Consider the following 16,819-nt stretch of genomic DNA (forward strand, 5'->3'; position numbering starts at 1 on the left):
AAGCGCTGCCGTCCGGCTCAGGGCGTTTTGTACTGATCGAGCCCGGCAGATGCAAGCCTGTTCGGCGCAACGGCGGGCCGTTGAATCAATATCGGTGGCTGACATGGTAAGCTCGCCGCCTCATTTGCTGCCAATAATGACTCATTGTGCAACACACAGACTCCCCCTCCCCGGCCCCGCTCTGGCTTTCCCGCAGCCGATTGGCGCGCCTTCCCGACGCCCCCATTCTGGACTGGCTTTTCGACGAAGGCTCGCTGACCCGACGCCTTATTCACCTGTCGAATGATGCCTTCAGCGTCACACCGCTGTTCGAAGGCTGGCAGCCGCTGCGCACCGATGAATGCGCTGCGCTGGACCTGGCCGAAGGCAGTGAAGGCTGGGTGCGCGAGGTGTATTTGCGTGGTCATGGCGAAACGTGGGTGTTCGCCCGCAGCGTGGCATCACGCAGTGCCTTGCAAGGCGACGGCTTGCACATGGATGAACTGGGCAGCCGCTCGTTGGGCGAATTGCTGTTTTGCGACCGGGCGTTCCAGCGCCAGGCCATTGAGGTTTGCCATTACCCGCAAGCGTGGTTGCCGAGCGACGTGCGGGCACCTGAATTATGGGGCCGCCGTTCGCGTTTCGATCGGGGTGCGTTGAGCATCCTGGTGGCTGAAATTTTCCTGCCGACCCTGTGGAACGCCGCCGGCGTCCAACCGGAGAACCGTTGATGTACCAGAGCCTGCTCAAGTCCCTGAACCGCTTGAACCCACGGGCGTGGGATTTCATTCAGTTGACCCGCATGGACAAGCCGATCGGCATTTACCTGCTGCTGTGGCCGACGCTGTGGGCGTTGTGGATTGCCGGCAAGGGCTCGCCTTCATTGGCGAACATCGTGATTTTCGTCCTCGGCGTGGTGCTGACCCGCGCAGGCGGTTGCGTGATCAACGACTGGGCCGACCGCAAGGTCGATGGCCACGTGAAACGCACCGAGCAACGCCCGCTGGTGAGCGGCAAGATCAGCTCCAAAGAAGCGCTGGTGTTCTTTGCGCTGCTGATGGGCGTGAGTTTCCTGCTGGTGCTGTGCACCAACGCCGCCACGATCTGGCTGTCGCTGGGCGGGCTGGCGCTGGCGTTCAGTTACCCGTTCATGAAGCGCTACACCTATTACCCGCAAGTGGTGCTGGGCGCGGCGTTTTCCTGGGGCATGCCGATGGCGTTCACCGCAGAAACCGGTGAATTGCCAGCTGTCGCTTGGTTGCTGTGGATCGCCAACCTGATGTGGACGGTGGGTTACGACACGTATTACGCGATGACCGACCGCGATGACGACCTGAAGATCGGGGTGAAATCTACCGCGATTCTGTTTGGCGAGGCGGACCGCGTGATCATCCTGACCCTGCAAGGGTTGGCGCTGGGTTGCCTGTTGCTGGCGGGGTCGAAGTTCGACCTTGGCGGCTGGTTCCACCTCGGCTTGCTGACGGCGGCGGGCTGCTTTGCTTGGGAATTCTGGTACACCCGCGACAAGGACCGGATACGTTGCTTCAAGGCGTTTTTGCACAACCATTGGGCGGGGTTGGCGATTTTTGCCGGGATTGTGCTGGATTATGCGTTGCGGTGACCGTTGAAAGATCGCAGCCTTCGGCAGCGCCTGCGAAGGCTGCGATCATTTTGCGATTTACATATGTTCGCGGACGACGTGCCAGACGTCTTTCATCTTGTCGCCCGTCATGTCTCCGGGCGCTTTGTCCTTGACGAAGTAGTACAGCGGCTTGCCACCGTAAGCCCACTGCATCGTCCCGTCGTCACGGGTGATGACTGTCCATTTACCTTCAGGCTTGGCGCCCGCCTCGGCCTTCAGCGGCGGCCAGTTTTCTGCGCATTGCCCGGTGCACACCGACTTGCCACCCGTGTCCTTGTCGAAGGTGTACAAGGTCATGCCTTTATGGTCGGTCATCATGCCGTCTTTCATCATCGCCGGTTCGCCAGCAAAGGCCATCGAAGGCAACAGCAGCGCGGCCGCCAGTAGCAACGCTTTAAAGGAATGCGCGTGTTGTGTCATGGAAACCTTCCTTTGTGGTTGTCAGGATTCGGACTTAAAGCTTAGTTCAGGATCCAGCCAATCACCGGGCGGCTAAAATACTGTCACACGACTGCAATAATTCCGTTATCTAATGCGGCGCAAGACAGTTAAATGACAAGAGGATTAAGGCATGGTTGGCAGGAGCATTCTGATCGTCGATGACGAAGCGCCCATTCGCGAAATGATCGCCGTGGCGTTGGAAATGGCCGGCTATGACTGCCTGGAGGCAGAGAACTCACAGCAGGCCCATGCCATTATCGTCGACCGCAAACCGGACCTGATCCTGCTCGACTGGATGCTGCCCGGCACGTCTGGCATCGAGCTGGCGCGACGCCTCAAGCGTGATGAACTGACCGGGGACATCCCGATCATCATGCTCACCGCCAAGGGTGAAGAGGACAACAAGATCCAGGGCCTGGAAGTTGGCGCCGACGACTACATCACCAAACCGTTTTCCCCTCGCGAGCTGGTGGCACGCCTGAAGGCCGTGCTGCGCCGCGCCGGCCCGACCGATGGCGAGGCCCCGATTGAAGTCGGTGGCCTGCTGCTGGACCCGATCAGCCACCGCGTGACCATCGACGGCCGTCCTGCCGAGATGGGCCCGACCGAATACCGTCTGCTGCAATTCTTCATGACCCACCAGGAACGTGCCTACACCCGTGGCCAGTTGCTGGATCAGGTCTGGGGCGGCAACGTTTACGTTGAAGAGCGCACCGTCGACGTGCACATCCGCCGTCTGCGCAAAGCCCTCGGCGATGCTTACGAAAATCTGGTACAAACCGTGCGCGGCACTGGCTATCGGTTCTCGACCAAAGCCTGATCCGACCGCCAGACTCGCTGACAAGGACGCAAATTTTCCGTGAATCAAAACTGGCATGGCACCCTGATTCGCCACATGCTGCTACTGGTCACCGCCTGCCTGGTGATCGGCCTGATCACCGGCTACTACGGCTGGAGCCTTGCCGTTGGCCTGGGAATCTACCTGGCCTGGACCCTCAAACAGTTGCTGCGCCTGCACGAATGGCTGCGCCTGCACAAACCCGATGAAGCGCCACCCGACGGCTACGGCTTGTGGGGCGAGGTGTTCGACAGCATCTATCACCTGCAACGCCGCGACCAACGGGTGCGCGGCCGCCTGCAAGCGGTGATCGACCGGGTTCAGGAGTCCACCGCCGCGCTGAAAGATGCGGTGATCATGCTCGACTCCGATGGCAACCTGGAGTGGTGGAACCGCGCCGCCGAAACCCTGCTGGGCCTCAAGACCCCGCAAGACAGCGGCCAACCGGTGACCAACCTGGTGCGCCATCCGCGCTTCAAAGAATACTTCGAGCAGGACAGCTACGCCGAACCGCTGGAAATCCCTTCGCCGACCAACGACCGCGTGCGCATCCAGCTGTACATCACTCGCTACGGCAACAACGAGCACCTGATGCTGGTACGCGACGTCACGCGCATTCATCAGCTGGAACAGATGCGCAAAGACTTCATCGCCAACGTCTCCCACGAGCTGCGCACGCCGCTGACGGTGATCTGCGGCTACCTGGAAACCCTGCTCGACAACGTCGAGGAAGTGAACCCGCGCTGGACCCGAGCCCTGCAGCAGATGCAGCAACAGGGCGGGCGCATGCAGACACTGCTCAACGATTTGCTGCTGCTGGCCAAACTGGAAGCCACCGATTACCCGTCGGACAACCAGCCCGTGCCCATCGACGGTTTGCTGCAATCGATCAAGAGTGATGCCCAACAGCTCTCGGGGCAGAAAAACCAGCGCATCACCCTGGAAGCCGATGCGACGATTCTGCTCAAGGGCAGCGAAGCCGAATTGCGTAGCGCGTTTTCCAACCTGGTGTTCAACGCGGTGAAGTACACCCCGGCCGAAGGCAATATCCGCATTCGCTGGTGGGGCGATGACCAGGGTGCACACCTGAGCGTGCAGGATTCCGGGATCGGTATCGACAGCAAACACCTGCCGCGCCTGACCGAACGCTTCTATCGCGTCGACTCCAGCCGCAACTCCAACACCGGCGGCACCGGCCTTGGGCTGGCAATCGTCAAGCACGTACTGCTGCGCCACCGCGCGCGGATGGAAATCAGCAGCGTGCCCGGTCACGGCAGCACCTTTACCTGCCATTTCGCACCGGCCCAGGTCACTCGATCCCGGCTTATCAGCACCACGGATTGATACCGGCCAGCACGCGCCACTAGGCAATCGACAAGTCAGCCGCTACATTGGCTGACTTGTGCCTGCCTTTCAGGCGCGATTTTTTCTTCCCTTTTGAATTACACGGAACCCGCAAAACTCCATCATGGACCCTTCCCCTGGTTTGACCCTCGCTACCATTTTCGCCGACTTCGGCATGATTCTTTTTGCTTTGATCCTGGTTTTGCTCAACGGATTCTTCGTTGCGGCGGAATTTGCCATGGTCAAACTGCGCTCGACCCGGGTCGAGGCCATCGCTGAACAGAACGGCTGGCGCGGGCACATCCTGCGCACCGTGCACAATCAGCTCGATGCCTACCTGTCGGCCTGTCAGCTGGGTATTACCCTGGCTTCCCTGGGCCTTGGCTGGGTCGGTGAGCCGGCCTTCGCGCACATTCTTGAGCCGTTGCTGAGCGCCGTCGGCGTCGAGTCGGCCGAGATCGTCAAGGGCGTGTCGTTCTTCACCGCGTTCTTCATCATTTCCTACCTGCACATTGTGGTCGGCGAGCTGGCCCCGAAATCCTGGGCCATCCGCAAACCCGAATTGCTGTCGCTGTGGACCGCCGTGCCGCTGTACCTGTTCTACTGGGCCATGTACCCGGCCATTTACCTGCTCAACGCCAGTGCCAACGCCATTCTGCGCATCGCCGGCCAGGGTGAGCCCGGCCCGCATCACGAGCACCACTACAGCCGTGAAGAACTGAAACTGATCCTGCACTCCAGCCGTGGCCAGGACCCGAGTGACCAAGGCATGCGCGTACTGGCTTCGGCAGTGGAAATGGGCGAGCTGGAAGTGGTCGACTGGGCCAACTCCCGCGAAGACCTGGTGACCCTGGAGTTCAACGCACCGCTCAAGGAAATTCTGGCGATGTTCCGTCGCCACAAGTTCAGCCGTTATCCGGTGTACGACAGCGAGCGCCAGGAGTTCGTCGGCCTGCTGCACATCAAGGACCTGCTGCTGGAACTGGCAGCCCTGGACCACATCCCGGAGTCGTTCAACCTGGCTGAACTGACCCGCCCGCTGGAGCGTGTGTCGCGGCACATGCCGCTGTCGCAATTGCTGGAACAGTTCCGCAAGGGTGGCTCGCACTTCGCCGTGGTCGAAGAGGCCGATGGCAACATCATCGGCTACCTGACCATGGAAGACGTGCTGGAAGTGCTGGTGGGCGACATTCAGGACGAACACCGCAAGGCCGAACGCGGCATTCTCGCCTATCAACCGGGCAAGCTGCTGGTACGGGGCGATACGCCGCTGTTCAAGGTTGAGCGCCTGCTGGGCATCGACCTCGACCACGTCGAAGCCGAAACCCTCGCCGGGCTGGTCTACGAAAGCCTGAAACGGGTTCCGGAAGAGGAAGAAGTGCTGGAAGTCGAAGGTTTGCGGATCATCATCAAGAAGATGAAAGGACCGAAGATCGTTCTGGCCAAGGTGTTGATGCTGGATTGACGTCTTTCGCGAACCTGTAGGAGCCGGCTTGCTGGCGATGGGTGCGCCGCGGTGTCATGTGATACCGCGTTATCGTTCATCGCCAGCAAGCCGGCTCCTACTGCCCAACGCAAAGTTGGGCAGTGCGCTCACCGGCTGGTTGAACTGGTACGGAATCGATACCAGCCCCAGCCCGGTATTGCGCTGCACCACAAAGTGCAAATGCGGCCCGGTGCTGTTGCCGGTGTTGCCCGACAGCGCCAAGGCACTGCCCACCGCCACCTGTTGCCCTTCTCGAACCTTTACCGAGCCTTTCTTCAAGTGCAGGTAAACCCCCATGGTCCCGTCTTCGTGCAACACCCGCACGAAATTGCCGGATGCATCGCTGCCGCGCCCGCGCTGTCTGTTCTCGGTTTTCACCACCACCCCGCCTCGGGCGGCAATGATCGGCGTGCCCTCAGGCATCGCAATGTCTATCGCATAACGGCTCTTGGGGCCGAAGTGGCTGTAGGGGCCATTGGCGCCCTGGCTTATCCGGAACGGCCCGCCACGCCAGGGCAATGGATACCGATAACCCACCATGGGCCCTGAGGGGTCGCCCAGGGAGTATTTGAACGTCGGGACATACGCGAGGGGCTTTCCAGCATTGGTCGCCGTGAGCTGCGCCAGACGAACGCTGGAACGTTGCGGTATCACCCGCCGAATTGTTCGCTTCGGCACCCCGCTGGCGTTCTTCACCCCGGCGAAACTCAATTCAACCTCTACCGGCGCATACAGGTCATTGCGCACGTACACACTGTGCACGCCGTTTTTCTTCATGACGATCAGACGTACCTGGCGCTCAAGGTGCTCCTCCATGCGATCGCGAAAAACGAACACGTGGGCGCCTTTGCTGGGGCGGTCACTGTAGGTGACCACGCCGTAGACGTCTTTGGACTTGTAGATGGTCATCGCCACGGCCGAGGTGGCGACCATGAATAGGCCACATAAAAACAGCAGGCGCGTGAACATGGGCAAAGGCTCTGTCGAGTTAGGCCTGGAACTCAGCCTAGCAGCTGCAATGGACCCGGCTAGTCGGCAGATGTTTCAGAACGCGTGTTCAGCAGATGTGCGGTAGCCGTGATGGCCCCATCGCGAGCTCGCTCCACGCGGCGATCCGACAATGGGGCCTATCAGGCGACACACCTCAAGCGCCTGGAATGAAGTGTTTCTGCGCCGTGCCTCGGGCAATCAGGCGGGAGATGTAGTCGAGTTTCTGCGCATCCTGATCGACAAAGCGGAAGGTCAATTGCAGCCAGTCGCTGTCAGGTTTTGGCTCGTGGGCGACGACCGCGTGCAGGTAGCCGTTGAGACGGGCGACTTCAGCGTTGTCGCCTTGCTCGAGGTCCAGCACGGCGCTGTCGAGGATTTGCGGCAGGGTCTCGGTGCGCTTGACCAACAACAACGCCTCTTTGAGGCTCAAGGCTTTGATCACGCATTGCTGAATGCCATTGGGCAACCGCAGTTGACCCTGACCACGCCCTCCTCCGGCGGCGGCGGCCACCGGGGCCTTGACCGAAGGGCTGTTGAGCAAACCACGGGCAGGCGCGGCGGAAGGTGCTGCAACCACGGCAGGCTTGCCACCGGTCAATGCGCTCAAGGAGTCGTTGGCAAAGGCCGGGCTCGTCTTGGTGGCGGCGATGTTGGTCAAGGCATCGAGTTTGCCGACCTTGTGCAGCGCCTGTTTGACCTTGGTCAGCAGCTGCTCGTTGGTGAACGGCTTGCTGACATAGCCGGAAACTCCGGCCTGAATTGCCTGGACGACGTTCTCTTTGTCGCCACGGCTGGTCACCATGACGAAGGGCATGGTTTTGAGGTTGTCTTGCTCGCGGCACCAGGTCAGCAGTTCAAGGCCGGACATTTCGGGCATTTCCCAGTCGCACAGGACCAGGTCGAACGCTTCCTTGGCCAACATGGCTTGCGCCTTTTTGCCGTTGACCGCGTCTTCGATCCGCATGCCGGGGAAATAGTTGCGCAGGCACTTCTTCACCAGGTCACGAATGAACGAGGCATCGTCCACGACCAACACACTGACCTTACTCATCCAAAACCCCTTTAAAAAATCCCGGCCAGCATACCGCTTTGCTGATGGCACTTTGCCAAAAACCTTCAGTCACGCCGGACTTTTCGTTCGCGGGGTGCTGCTTTTCGAATTCGTGAGCCGCAAACGAAAACGCCCGGCCAAAAGGCCGGGCGCTTTACGTGGGCAACCTTACTTATCGTCAGATTTGCCCGGAACATTAGCGGTTTCGCCGCTGGTTCCTTCAACTTCTTCCTTCATGCGCTTGAGGCCCAGGTGTCGCACGTCGGTACCGCGCACCAGGTAAATCACCAGCTCCGAAATATTGCGCGCGTGGTCGCCGATGCGCTCCAGCGAACGCAGCACCCAGATAATGCTCAAGACTCGCGAGATAGAGCGCGGGTCTTCCATCATGTAGGTCGCCAGCTCACGCAGGGCTGTCTTGTACTCGCGGTCGATGATCTTGTCGTACTGCGCCACCGACAATGCCAGATCGGCGTCGAAACGGGCGAACGCGTCCAATGCATCGCGAACCATGTTGCGCACCTGGTCGCCAATGTGGCGAACCTCGACGTAACCGCGTGGCGCTTCGCCTTCTTCGCACAACTGAATGGCGCGACGGGCAATCTTGGTCGCTTCGTCACCGATGCGCTCCAGGTCGATCACCGACTTGGAGATGCTGATGATCAGACGCAAGTCGGACGCAGCCGGCTGACGACGGGCCAAAATGCGCAGGCATTCTTCGTCGATGTTGCGTTCCATCTGGTTGATCTGGTCGTCGATCTCGCGCACCTGCTGGGCCAGGCCGGAATCGGCCTCGATCAGCGCGGTCACCGCGTCGTTGACCTGCTTCTCGACCAGCCCGCCCATCGCCAGGAGGTGGCTGCGCACTTCCTCAAGTTCGGCGTTGAACTGCGCGGAAATGTGGTGGGTAAGGCCTTCTTTACTAATCATCTTTTTCGCTCCGCGAAAGTTGCAAGCTTCAAGCTGCAAGCTTCAAGCAGTTATGTATAAATCCTGAAATCGCACCGCTTCTATCTTGCCGCTTGTAGCTTGTAGCTGGCGGCTGTTCGGCTAGCCGTATCGGCCCGTGATGTAGTCTTCGGTCTGCTTCTTCGCCGGATTGGTGAACAGGGTGTCGGTATCACCGAATTCCACCAGTTTGCCCATGTACATGAACGCCGTGTAGTCGGAAACCCGCGCGGCCTGCTGCATGTTGTGGGTCACGATGACGATGGTGAACTTGGATTTCAGCTCGTAGATCAGCTCTTCGACTTTCAGCGTGGAGATCGGGTCGAGTGCCGAGCACGGTTCGTCGAGCAGCAGCACTTCCGGCTCTACGGCGATGGTGCGGGCGATCACCAGACGTTGCTGTTGACCACCGGACAGGCCCAGTGCCGACTCGTGCAGACGGTCTTTGACTTCCTCCCAGAGTGCCGCGCCTTTCAACGCCCACTCAACGGCTTCATCAAGGACACGCTTTTTGTTGATGCCCTGGATACGCAGGCCGTAGACCACGTTCTCGTAGATGGTTTTCGGGAACGGGTTCGGCTTCTGGAACACCATGCCGACGCGACGGCGCAGCTCGGCCACGTCTTCGCCCTTGCGATAGATGTTGTTGCCGTACAGGTTGATCGCCCCGTCCACGCGGCAGCCATCGACCAGGTCGTTCATGCGGTTGAAGGTCCGCAGCAGCGTGGACTTGCCGCAGCCGGACGGGCCGATGAAGGCGGTCACGCGCTGTTTCGGGATGTTCATGCTGACGTCGAACAGCGCTTGTTTGTCACCGTAGAACAGGCTCAGGCCCGGCACTTCGATGGCTACGGTTTCCTGCTCGAGGTTCAGGCTCTGCTTGTCGCGACCCAGCGCCGACATGTTGATGCCGTGGGTATGTGTTTCGTGCTGCATGGGAGGCTCCCTGTGCTAACAAATTCGGTTCAGTAGACCGCGGGCCGTGCCCGCGGGTTACACAATTCTTTGTAGGAGCCGGCTTGCTGGCGATGCTGGCAACTCGGTCCAGCAGGCTCACCATGGTGATGCCTTCGCCAGCAAGCCGGCTCCTACAGGGTTGATCAGCTATCCAGCGCTTTGTACTTCTCGCGCAGGTGGTTCCGGATGTAGACCGCCGACAGGTTCAACGTCGCGATCACCAGCACCAGCAGCAGCGCCGTGGCGTAGACCAGCGGTCGTGCGGCTTCGACGTTCGGGCTCTGGAAACCGACGTCATAAATGTGGAAGCCCAAGTGCATGATCTTCTGGTCCAGGTGCAGGTACGGGTAGTTACCGTCCAGCGGCAACGACGGCGCCAGTTTCACCACACCCACCAGCATCAGCGGCGCCACTTCACCGGCGGCACGGGCCACGGCGAGGATCATGCCGGTCATCATGGCCGGGCTGGCCATCGGCAGCACGATCTTCCACAGGGTTTCAGCCTTGGTCGCGCCCAGGGCCAGCGAGCCCTCACGCACGGTGCGAGGAATCCGCGCCAGACCTTCTTCGGTCGCCACGATCACCACCGGCACCGCCAGCAGCGCCAGGGTCAACGAAGCCCAGAGCAGACCCGGTGTACCGAAAGTCGGTGCCGGCAATGCTTCAGGGAAGAACAGACGGTCGACCGAACCCCCCAGCACGTAAACGAAGAAGCCCAGACCGAACACGCCGTAAACGATGGCCGGAACACCCGCCAGGTTGTTCACCGCGATGCGGATAATGCGGGTCAACGCGTTCTGCTTGGCGTATTCACGCAGGTACACCGCCGCCAGCACGCCGAACGGGGTCACGATCATCGCCATGATCAGGGTCATCATCACGGTGCCGAAGATCGCCGGGAAAATCCCGCCTTCGGTGTTCGCTTCACGCGGGTCGTCGCTCAGGAATTCCCAGACCTTGCTGAAGTAGAAACCGATCTTGGTGAACGTGCCCATGGCGTTCGGCTGGTAGGCGTGAACCACTTTACCCAGGCCGATTTCGACTTCTTTACCGTTGGCGTCGCGGGCGGTCAGGCTGTCGCGGTTGAACTGCGCATGCAGATCGGCCAAGCGCGCTTCAACGTCCTGATAACGCGCATTCAGCTCGGCGCGCTCGGATTCCATGTCCGCTTGCGCGGCGGCATCGAGCTTGCCTTCCAGTTCCAGTTTGCGAGTGTGCAGGCGGATACGTTCGAGACCGGCGTTGATCGCGCCGATGTCGGTCTTTTCCAGCGACTTCAGTTGCGCAGCAAGCCCGTTCACGCGGTCGATCCGCGCTTGCAGCTCAGGCCACGATGCCTCGCCTTCGGCGATGACCTTGCCATCCTGTTTGACGTTGACCAGGTAGCCGTAGAAGTTGCCCCATTCACGACGCTCGATAGCCATCAGCTCAGGTGGCGTCTTCTGGTTGGTCAGCCATTCGCCGACGATCCAGGTGAAGTCGGTGCCGTTCAAGTCACGGTTGCCGACCTTGATCAGCTCGCGGGTCATGAACTCAGGGCCTTGGTCCGGCACTGGCAGGCCCGCGCTCTTGAGACGCGCACGTGGCACTTCTTCTTTCTGCACCACTTCACCGATGACCAGGTGATTAGCCTGGCCCGGTACGTCGTAGCTGGCGTGGATCAGGTCCGCCGGCCAGAAGTGACCCAGACCGCGCACGGCAATCACTGCCAGCAGGCCAATGGTCATGATGACCGCGATGGACACCGCGCCACCGCTGATCCAGACGCCGGGGGCGCCGCTCTTGAACCATCCTTTCAGGGAGTTCTGTTTCACAGACTTCTACCTTTGCTTAAAGCGACGAGTATTTCTTGCGCAGACGCTGACGAATCAGTTCTGCGAGGGTGTTCATGATGAAGGTGAACAACAGCAGCACCAGCGCCGAGAGGAACAGCACGCGGTAGTGGCTGCCGCCGACTTCCGATTCGGGCATTTCCACCGCAACGTTGGCGGCCAGGGTGCGCAGGCCTTCGAACAGGTTCATTTCCATGACCGGGGTGTTACCGGTGGCCATCAACACGATCATGGTTTCACCGACCGCACGGCCCATGCCGATCATCAGTGCCGAGAAGATGCCCGGGCTGGCGGTGAGGATCACCACGCGGGTCATCGTCTGCCACGGCGTCGCACCGAGGGCCAGAGAGCCCAGGGTCAGGCCACGTGGCACGCTGAACACGGCGTCTTCGGCGATGGAGTAGATGTTCGGGATAACCGCGAAGCCCATGGCCAGACCGACCACCAGTGCGTTGCGCTGGTCGTAGGTGATGCCCAGGTCGTGGGAAATCCACATGCGCATGTCGCCGCCGAAGAACCAGTTCTCCATGAACGGGCTCATGTACAGCGAGAGCCAGCCCACGAACAGGATCACCGGGATCAGCAAGGCGCTTTCCCAGCCATCAGGGACTTTCAGGCGAATCGACTCAGGCAGGCGGCTGAAGGCGAAGCCGGCAACCAGAATACCGATCGGCAGCAGCATCAGCAGGCTGAAGATGCCCGGTAAATGCCCTTCCACATACGGTGCGAGGAACAGGCCGGCGAAGAAGCCGAGGATCACCGTCGGCATCGCTTCCATCAGCTCGATCACCGGCTTGACCTTGCGGCGCATGCCCGGAGCCATGAAGTACGCGGTGTAGATCGCCGCCGCAACGGCCAGCGGAGCGGCCAGCAGCATCGCGTAGAACGCCGCTTTCAAGGTACCGAAGGTCAGCGGCGACAGGCTCAGTTTCGGTTCGAAGTCGGTGTTGGCGGCGGTCGATTGCCAGACGTACTTAGGCTCGTCGTAGTTCTCGTACCAGACCTTGCTCCACAACGCGCTCCACGAGACTTCCGGGTGCGGGTTGTCGAGCAGCAGCGGTTGAAGCTTGCCACCGGCTTCCACGATCAGGCGGTTGGCGCGAGGCGACAGACCGAAAACACCCTTGCCTTCAACAACCGGCTCCACCAGCAAAGTGCGGTGGGCGGTGCTGTGGAACACGCCGAGCTTGCCGGAGGCGTCGAGTGCAATGAAACCCTTGCGGCGCTCTTCGGCGGTAATTTCAACGATAGGCGTGGTGCCCATCTGGAAGGTACGGATCTGCTTCAGACGTTGTTCGCCATCGGGGTCACGCGCCATGAACCACTGGGCCAGACCGCCGTTGGAATCGCCAAGGATCAGCGAGATACCGCCCACCAGTTGAGTGCTGGCGGTGATTTCAGCGTCGGCGTTTTCCAGCAATTTGTAGCGCCCGTTGAGGCTCTTGTCGCGCAGGCTGAACACGTCGGCCTGGGCACGCCCGTTAATCACGTACAGCCACTGCTGACGCGGGTCGACGAAGATGTTCTTCACCGGCTCGGTCATTTGCGGCAGGTCGATGCGCTTCTGCTCGTTGGTGACTTCGCCGGTCATCATGTTTTCTTCGCTGGTCAGCGACAGAACATTGAGTTGCGAACCGGTGGAGCCGACCAGCATCAGGGTCGAATCGTTGGCGTTGAGGCTGACGTTCTCAAGGGCACCGCCGGCTTCGTTCAGCGCGATTGGCGCTTCGCCATACGGATACTCGATGGCCGGCGAGATGGTTTTCTTGCCGTCCGGGTAGCTGACTTTGTAAGTGTGGCGGAACACCAGTGCCTGGCCGTTGGACAAGCCCACGGCTACCAACGGTTGCCCTGGCTGGTCTTTACCGATGGAGGTTACGGTGGTACCGGCCGGAACAGGCAGATCGACGCGCTTGAGTTCGGCGCCACTGTCGATATCGAAGAACAATGCCTGGCCCTTGTCGGAAACCCGCATGGCCACCTGGTTCTGCTCTTCCAGGGAGAACATCAACGGCTTGCCGGCGTCTTGCATCCAGGCTGGCGTGATGGCGTCCTTGGACGTCAGGCTGGCACCCTGGAACAGGGGCGCAACGACGTAGGCAAGGAAGAAGAAAATCAGGGTGATCGCGCCGAGAACAGCGAGGCCGCCCACGAGGACGTACCAGCGAGTCAGCCGATCTTTGAGCGCGCGGATGCGGCGCTTGCGTTGCAACTCAGGCGTATTGAAATCAATCCGCTTGGGGGGATTAGTAGTCATGTTGGAATTGGCCAGATCATTCATTCGCACACCCTAGCGATCCTGTATGACAGAAAGATGACAGTGCAGTGACGCGACAAATCCGCCGCTGGGGGTAGCCAGCAGCGGATAGAGAAATTTGGGGGTGTAGGAGCCGGCTTGCTGGCGAAAATGGTACATCCGACACATTTTCTGCGGATGGATGACCATCGCCAGCAAGCCGGCTCCTACAGAGTCCGGGACTAGCCCGGACTCAGGGTTTTACTTTTTTGCGACTTCAGGGCCGCCTTCTTTCAGACCCAGGTCAGCCAGTGCTTTTGCAGCAACCTTGGCCGGCAGTGGGATGTAGCCGTCTTTCACCACAACTTCCTGACCCTGCTTGGACAGAATCAGTTTCACGAACTCGGCTTCCAGCGGGGCCAGAGGCTTGTTCGGGGCTTTGTTGACGTAGACGTACAGGAAGCGCGACAGAGGATACTTGCCGTTCAGGGCGTTTTCTTCGGTGTCTTCGACGAAGTCCTGGCTGCCTTTCTTGGCCAGAGGCACGGTCTTCACGCTAGCGGTCTTGTAGCCGATGCCCGAGTAACCGATGCCGTTCAGCGAGGAGCTGATCGACTGCACGACCGAAGCCGAACCTGGTTGTTCGTTCACGTTTGGCTTGTAGTCGCCTTTGCACAGGGCTTCTTCTTTGAAGTAGCCGTAAGTGCCGGATACCGAGTTACGACCGAACAGTTGAACCGGCTTGTTGGCCAGGTCGCCGGTCACGCCCAGGTCACCCCAGGTTTTCACGTCGGCTTTAGCGCCGCACAGACGAGTGGACGAGAAGACCGCGTCGACTTGTTCCATGGTCAGGTGCTGGATCGGGTTGTCCTTGTGAACGAAAACAGCCAGGGCGTCCACGGCAACCGGGATAGCGGTTGGCTTGTAGCCGTACTTCTGCTCGAAGGCAGCCAGTTCGGTGTCCTTCATCTTGCGGCTCATCGGGCCCAGGTTGGAGGTGCCTTCAGTCAGCGCAGGTGGCGCAGTGGCGGAGCCAGCGGCCTGAATCTGGATGTTTACGTTCGGGTATTCTTTTTTGTAGTTCTCAGCCCAGAGGGTCATGAGGTTGGCCAGAGTATCGGAACCAACGCTGGACAGGTTGCCCGACACACCAGTGGTCTTGGTGTAGCTCGGGATAGCAGGGTCAACAGCGGCAACCGCGTTGGCAGTCGCAACGCCAGCAGCGACAAAAGTCATTGCCGCCATCAAACGCTTCAGTTTCATGCCTTACTCCTAGCAGATAGGGTGTGTTAAGTCGGGGCCAAGTATCAGCAGGCCGTGTGAACACTCTATGGCTGAAATATGACAATTGGATGAAAGGCCAGCATTCGGTTATTTGCAGGATGATTCGCGCCGCCCTCAATCGCCAGCAGGCTGGCTCCCACAGTTGAAATGCATGCCAAGTGTGGGAGCCAGCCTGCTGGCGATTGGGCCGGTACAGACAATGAAAAAGTCGAAATCAGCGACCCTTCTTCCAGAGATACGCACCCACCACAATCCCGACCCCGCACAGCACCGCCACATAATAAGCGGGGCCCATTGCACTCTCCTTGAGCAGCAAGCTGACAACCATCGGCGTCAGGCCGCCGAAAATCGCGTAGGCCACGTTGTAGGAGAACGACAGACCGCTGAAGCGCACCACCGGCGGAAACGCTTTGACCATCACGTACGGCACCGCGCCGATGGTGCCGACCAGCAGACCGGTCAGGGCGTACATCGGGAACAGCCAGTCGGGATGGTCGGCCAGGCTGTGGTAGAAGGTCCAGGAACTGGCCAGCAACGCCGCACAGCCAAAGACGAAGACGCGTCCCGCACCGAAGCGATCGGCCAGTGCGCCGGCAACGATGCAGCCAAAACTCAGGAATACGATCGCCACGCTGTTCGCCTGCAGGGACGTGGTGGGCGAGAAGTGATAGACCGTTTGCAGAACGGTCGGGGTCATCAGGATCAACACCACGATAGCGGCAGACAACAACCAGGTCAGCAGCATCGAAATCGCGATGGCGCCACGATGGTCACGCAGCACCGCACGCAGCGGCACTTCTTCGGCCAGGGCCTTGCGCAGTTGCAACTCGGCGAACACCGGGGTTTCGTGCAGCCAGCGACGCAGGTACACCGAGAACAGGCCGAACACGCCGCCCAGCAGGAACGGGATCCGCCAGGCGTAATCCGCCACTTCCACCGGGGTATAAATGCTGTTGATTGCGGTAGCGACCAGAGAACCCAGCAAGATCCCCGCCGTCAGGCCGCTGGTCAGGGTGCCGCAGGCGTAACCGATGTGACGCTGCGGCACGTGTTCGGAAACAAAGACCCACGCCCCCGGCACTTCACCACCAATCGCCGCGCCCTGAATCACCCGCATCAACAGCAACAGGATCGGTGCCCACAGGCCAATCTGCGCATAGGTCGGCAACAGGCCCATGATCAGGGTCGGCACCGCCATCATGAAAATGCTCAAGGTGAACATCTTCTTGCGACCCAGCAGGTCGCCAAAGTGCGCCATCACAATGCCGCCCAGCGGCCGCGCCAGGTAACCGGCAGCGAAGATGCCGAACGTCTGCATCAGGCGCATCCACTCGGGCATGTCCGGCGGGAAGAACAGCTTGCCCACCACGGTGGCAAAAAACACGAAGATGATGAAGTCGTAGAACTCAAGCGCACCGCCCAGAGCGGACAGCGACAGCGTCTTGTAGTCGTTGCCGGTCAATGGACGTGCGGGTTGCTCGGGTTGCGCGATGCTCGAGGGCGCTGGGGTCATGGCAAGGGCTTCTCTTATAGTCGGATTTGCAACCTCAACAACGCTGGTAGAGGCTTGGGCAGGTCGGGCACGATAGCAAATTGTTCGAAAAAGCACATAGAGGTGCGTTTTTGACGGTCAAAATGAGAACCGGACGGTCGTCTCGGAGTCTACCGACCGATATACTCGCAGCCTGCTCCGGTTTTCGAGGGGTTGCTGTGCGAAGACGTCGTTGGCCTCATTCACCGAGGCCAGCCGATTTCGCAGAGTTTCCCTTTAGACGCCTTAGGAAAACGTGA

Annotated in this window: 14 protein-coding genes; 5 read left to right on the top strand and 9 right to left on the bottom strand. The window is 60.1% G+C overall.

What is annotated here, in order from left to right:
- Nucleotides 1-146 precede the first annotated feature (146 nt).
- Together CKW19_RS10505 and ubiA are read left to right on the top strand one after the other, a co-directional pair.
- On the top strand, nucleotides 147-710 hold the full coding sequence (locus CKW19_RS10505; RefSeq protein WP_095057849.1) for a chorismate lyase: 564 nt from the start codon (nucleotides 147-149) through the stop codon (nucleotides 708-710).
- The gene (gene ubiA / locus CKW19_RS10510) at nucleotides 710-1,600 is read left to right on the top strand and encodes a 4-hydroxybenzoate octaprenyltransferase (RefSeq protein ID WP_095057850.1); all 891 of its coding nucleotides are present in this window, start codon (nucleotides 710-712) and stop codon (nucleotides 1,598-1,600) included. The genes CKW19_RS10505 and ubiA overlap by 1 nt, the downstream gene beginning before the upstream one ends.
- Before the next feature lie 57 nt (nucleotides 1,601-1,657).
- Here ubiA and CKW19_RS10515 read toward each other — a convergent pair whose 3' ends face one another.
- Nucleotides 1,658-2,041, bottom strand: a complete 384-nt coding sequence (locus CKW19_RS10515; RefSeq protein ID WP_095057851.1) for a hypothetical protein — start codon at nucleotides 2,039-2,041, stop codon at nucleotides 1,658-1,660.
- 151 nt (nucleotides 2,042-2,192) lie between these two features.
- Between CKW19_RS10515 and phoB the strand changes: the two genes are divergently transcribed.
- The 3 genes from phoB (at nucleotide 2,193) to CKW19_RS10530 (ending at nucleotide 5,709) form a co-directional block, all read left to right on the top strand.
- On the top strand, nucleotides 2,193-2,882 hold the full coding sequence (phoB, locus tag CKW19_RS10520) for a phosphate regulon transcriptional regulator PhoB (protein ID WP_003229608.1): 690 nt from the start codon (nucleotides 2,193-2,195) through the stop codon (nucleotides 2,880-2,882).
- Between the two features lie 75 nt (nucleotides 2,883-2,957).
- The gene (gene phoR, locus CKW19_RS10525) at nucleotides 2,958-4,244 is read left to right on the top strand and encodes a phosphate regulon sensor histidine kinase PhoR (RefSeq protein WP_256580321.1); all 1,287 of its coding nucleotides are present in this window, start codon (nucleotides 2,958-2,960) and stop codon (nucleotides 4,242-4,244) included.
- 124 nt (nucleotides 4,245-4,368) lie between these two features.
- The gene (locus tag CKW19_RS10530) at nucleotides 4,369-5,709 is read left to right on the top strand and encodes a hemolysin family protein (protein ID WP_095057853.1); all 1,341 of its coding nucleotides are present in this window, start codon (nucleotides 4,369-4,371) and stop codon (nucleotides 5,707-5,709) included.
- A gap of 69 nt (nucleotides 5,710-5,778) precedes the next feature.
- Here the strand turns inward: CKW19_RS10530 and CKW19_RS10535 are convergent, their stop codons facing one another.
- The 8 genes from CKW19_RS10535 to CKW19_RS10570 form a co-directional block, all read right to left on the bottom strand.
- Nucleotides 5,779-6,699, bottom strand: coding sequence for a peptidoglycan DD-metalloendopeptidase family protein (locus CKW19_RS10535; RefSeq protein WP_095057854.1), 921 nt, complete (start codon nucleotides 6,697-6,699; stop codon nucleotides 5,779-5,781).
- 175 nt (nucleotides 6,700-6,874) lie between these two features.
- The gene (locus tag CKW19_RS10540; RefSeq protein WP_095057855.1) at nucleotides 6,875-7,771 is read right to left on the bottom strand and encodes a response regulator; all 897 of its coding nucleotides are present in this window, start codon (nucleotides 7,769-7,771) and stop codon (nucleotides 6,875-6,877) included.
- 168 nt (nucleotides 7,772-7,939) lie between these two features.
- On the bottom strand, nucleotides 7,940-8,701 hold the full coding sequence (gene phoU / locus CKW19_RS10545) for a phosphate signaling complex protein PhoU (protein WP_008064514.1): 762 nt from the start codon (nucleotides 8,699-8,701) through the stop codon (nucleotides 7,940-7,942).
- A 120-nt stretch (nucleotides 8,702-8,821) separates the two neighbouring features.
- Nucleotides 8,822-9,655: a phosphate ABC transporter ATP-binding protein PstB gene (gene pstB, locus CKW19_RS10550; protein ID WP_095057856.1), complete on the bottom strand. Its 834-nt coding sequence runs from the start codon at nucleotides 9,653-9,655 to the stop codon at nucleotides 8,822-8,824.
- Between the two features lie 164 nt (nucleotides 9,656-9,819).
- On the bottom strand, nucleotides 9,820-11,490 hold the full coding sequence (gene pstA / locus CKW19_RS10555) for a phosphate ABC transporter permease PstA (protein ID WP_095057857.1): 1,671 nt from the start codon (nucleotides 11,488-11,490) through the stop codon (nucleotides 9,820-9,822).
- A gap of 16 nt (nucleotides 11,491-11,506) precedes the next feature.
- Nucleotides 11,507-13,540: an ABC transporter permease subunit gene (locus CKW19_RS10560; RefSeq protein ID WP_177408800.1), complete on the bottom strand. Its 2,034-nt coding sequence runs from the start codon at nucleotides 13,538-13,540 to the stop codon at nucleotides 11,507-11,509.
- Between the two features lie 465 nt (nucleotides 13,541-14,005).
- The gene (locus tag CKW19_RS10565; RefSeq protein WP_095057859.1) at nucleotides 14,006-15,007 is read right to left on the bottom strand and encodes a phosphate ABC transporter substrate-binding protein PstS family protein; all 1,002 of its coding nucleotides are present in this window, start codon (nucleotides 15,005-15,007) and stop codon (nucleotides 14,006-14,008) included.
- A gap of 235 nt (nucleotides 15,008-15,242) precedes the next feature.
- Nucleotides 15,243-16,541: an MFS transporter gene (locus CKW19_RS10570; protein WP_095057860.1), complete on the bottom strand. Its 1,299-nt coding sequence runs from the start codon at nucleotides 16,539-16,541 to the stop codon at nucleotides 15,243-15,245.
- Nucleotides 16,542-16,819: the final 278 nt, after the last annotated feature.

It is taken from the genome of Pseudomonas sp. Irchel s3f7 (assembly GCF_900187615.1).
Classification (GTDB): Bacteria; Pseudomonadota; Gammaproteobacteria; order Pseudomonadales; family Pseudomonadaceae; genus Aquipseudomonas.

Excerpts from the sequence above, each read along its gene's own strand:
- ubiA (WP_095057850.1), top strand. The coding sequence starts at position 710 with ATGTACCAGAGCCTGCTCAAGTCCCTGAACCGCTTGAACCCACGGGCG.
- CKW19_RS10515 (WP_095057851.1), bottom strand. The coding sequence starts at position 2,041 with ATGACACAACACGCGCATTCCTTTAAAGCGTTGCTACTGGCGGCCGCG.
- phoB (WP_003229608.1), top strand. The coding sequence starts at position 2,193 with ATGGTTGGCAGGAGCATTCTGATCGTCGATGACGAAGCGCCCATTCGC.
- phoR (WP_256580321.1), top strand. The coding sequence starts at position 2,958 with ATGCTGCTACTGGTCACCGCCTGCCTGGTGATCGGCCTGATCACCGGC.
- CKW19_RS10530 (WP_095057853.1), top strand. The coding sequence starts at position 4,369 with ATGGACCCTTCCCCTGGTTTGACCCTCGCTACCATTTTCGCCGACTTC.
- CKW19_RS10535 (WP_095057854.1), bottom strand. The coding sequence starts at position 6,699 with ATGTTCACGCGCCTGCTGTTTTTATGTGGCCTATTCATGGTCGCCACC.
- CKW19_RS10540 (WP_095057855.1), bottom strand. The coding sequence starts at position 7,771 with ATGAGTAAGGTCAGTGTGTTGGTCGTGGACGATGCCTCGTTCATTCGT.
- phoU (WP_008064514.1), bottom strand. The coding sequence starts at position 8,701 with ATGATTAGTAAAGAAGGCCTTACCCACCACATTTCCGCGCAGTTCAAC.
- pstB (WP_095057856.1), bottom strand. The coding sequence starts at position 9,655 with ATGCAGCACGAAACACATACCCACGGCATCAACATGTCGGCGCTGGGT.
- CKW19_RS10560 (WP_177408800.1), bottom strand. The coding sequence starts at position 13,540 with ATGCAAGACGCCGGCAAGCCGTTGATGTTCTCCCTGGAAGAGCAGAAC.
- CKW19_RS10565 (WP_095057859.1), bottom strand. The coding sequence starts at position 15,007 with ATGAAACTGAAGCGTTTGATGGCGGCAATGACTTTTGTCGCTGCTGGC.
- CKW19_RS10570 (WP_095057860.1), bottom strand. The coding sequence starts at position 16,541 with ATGACCCCAGCGCCCTCGAGCATCGCGCAACCCGAGCAACCCGCACGT.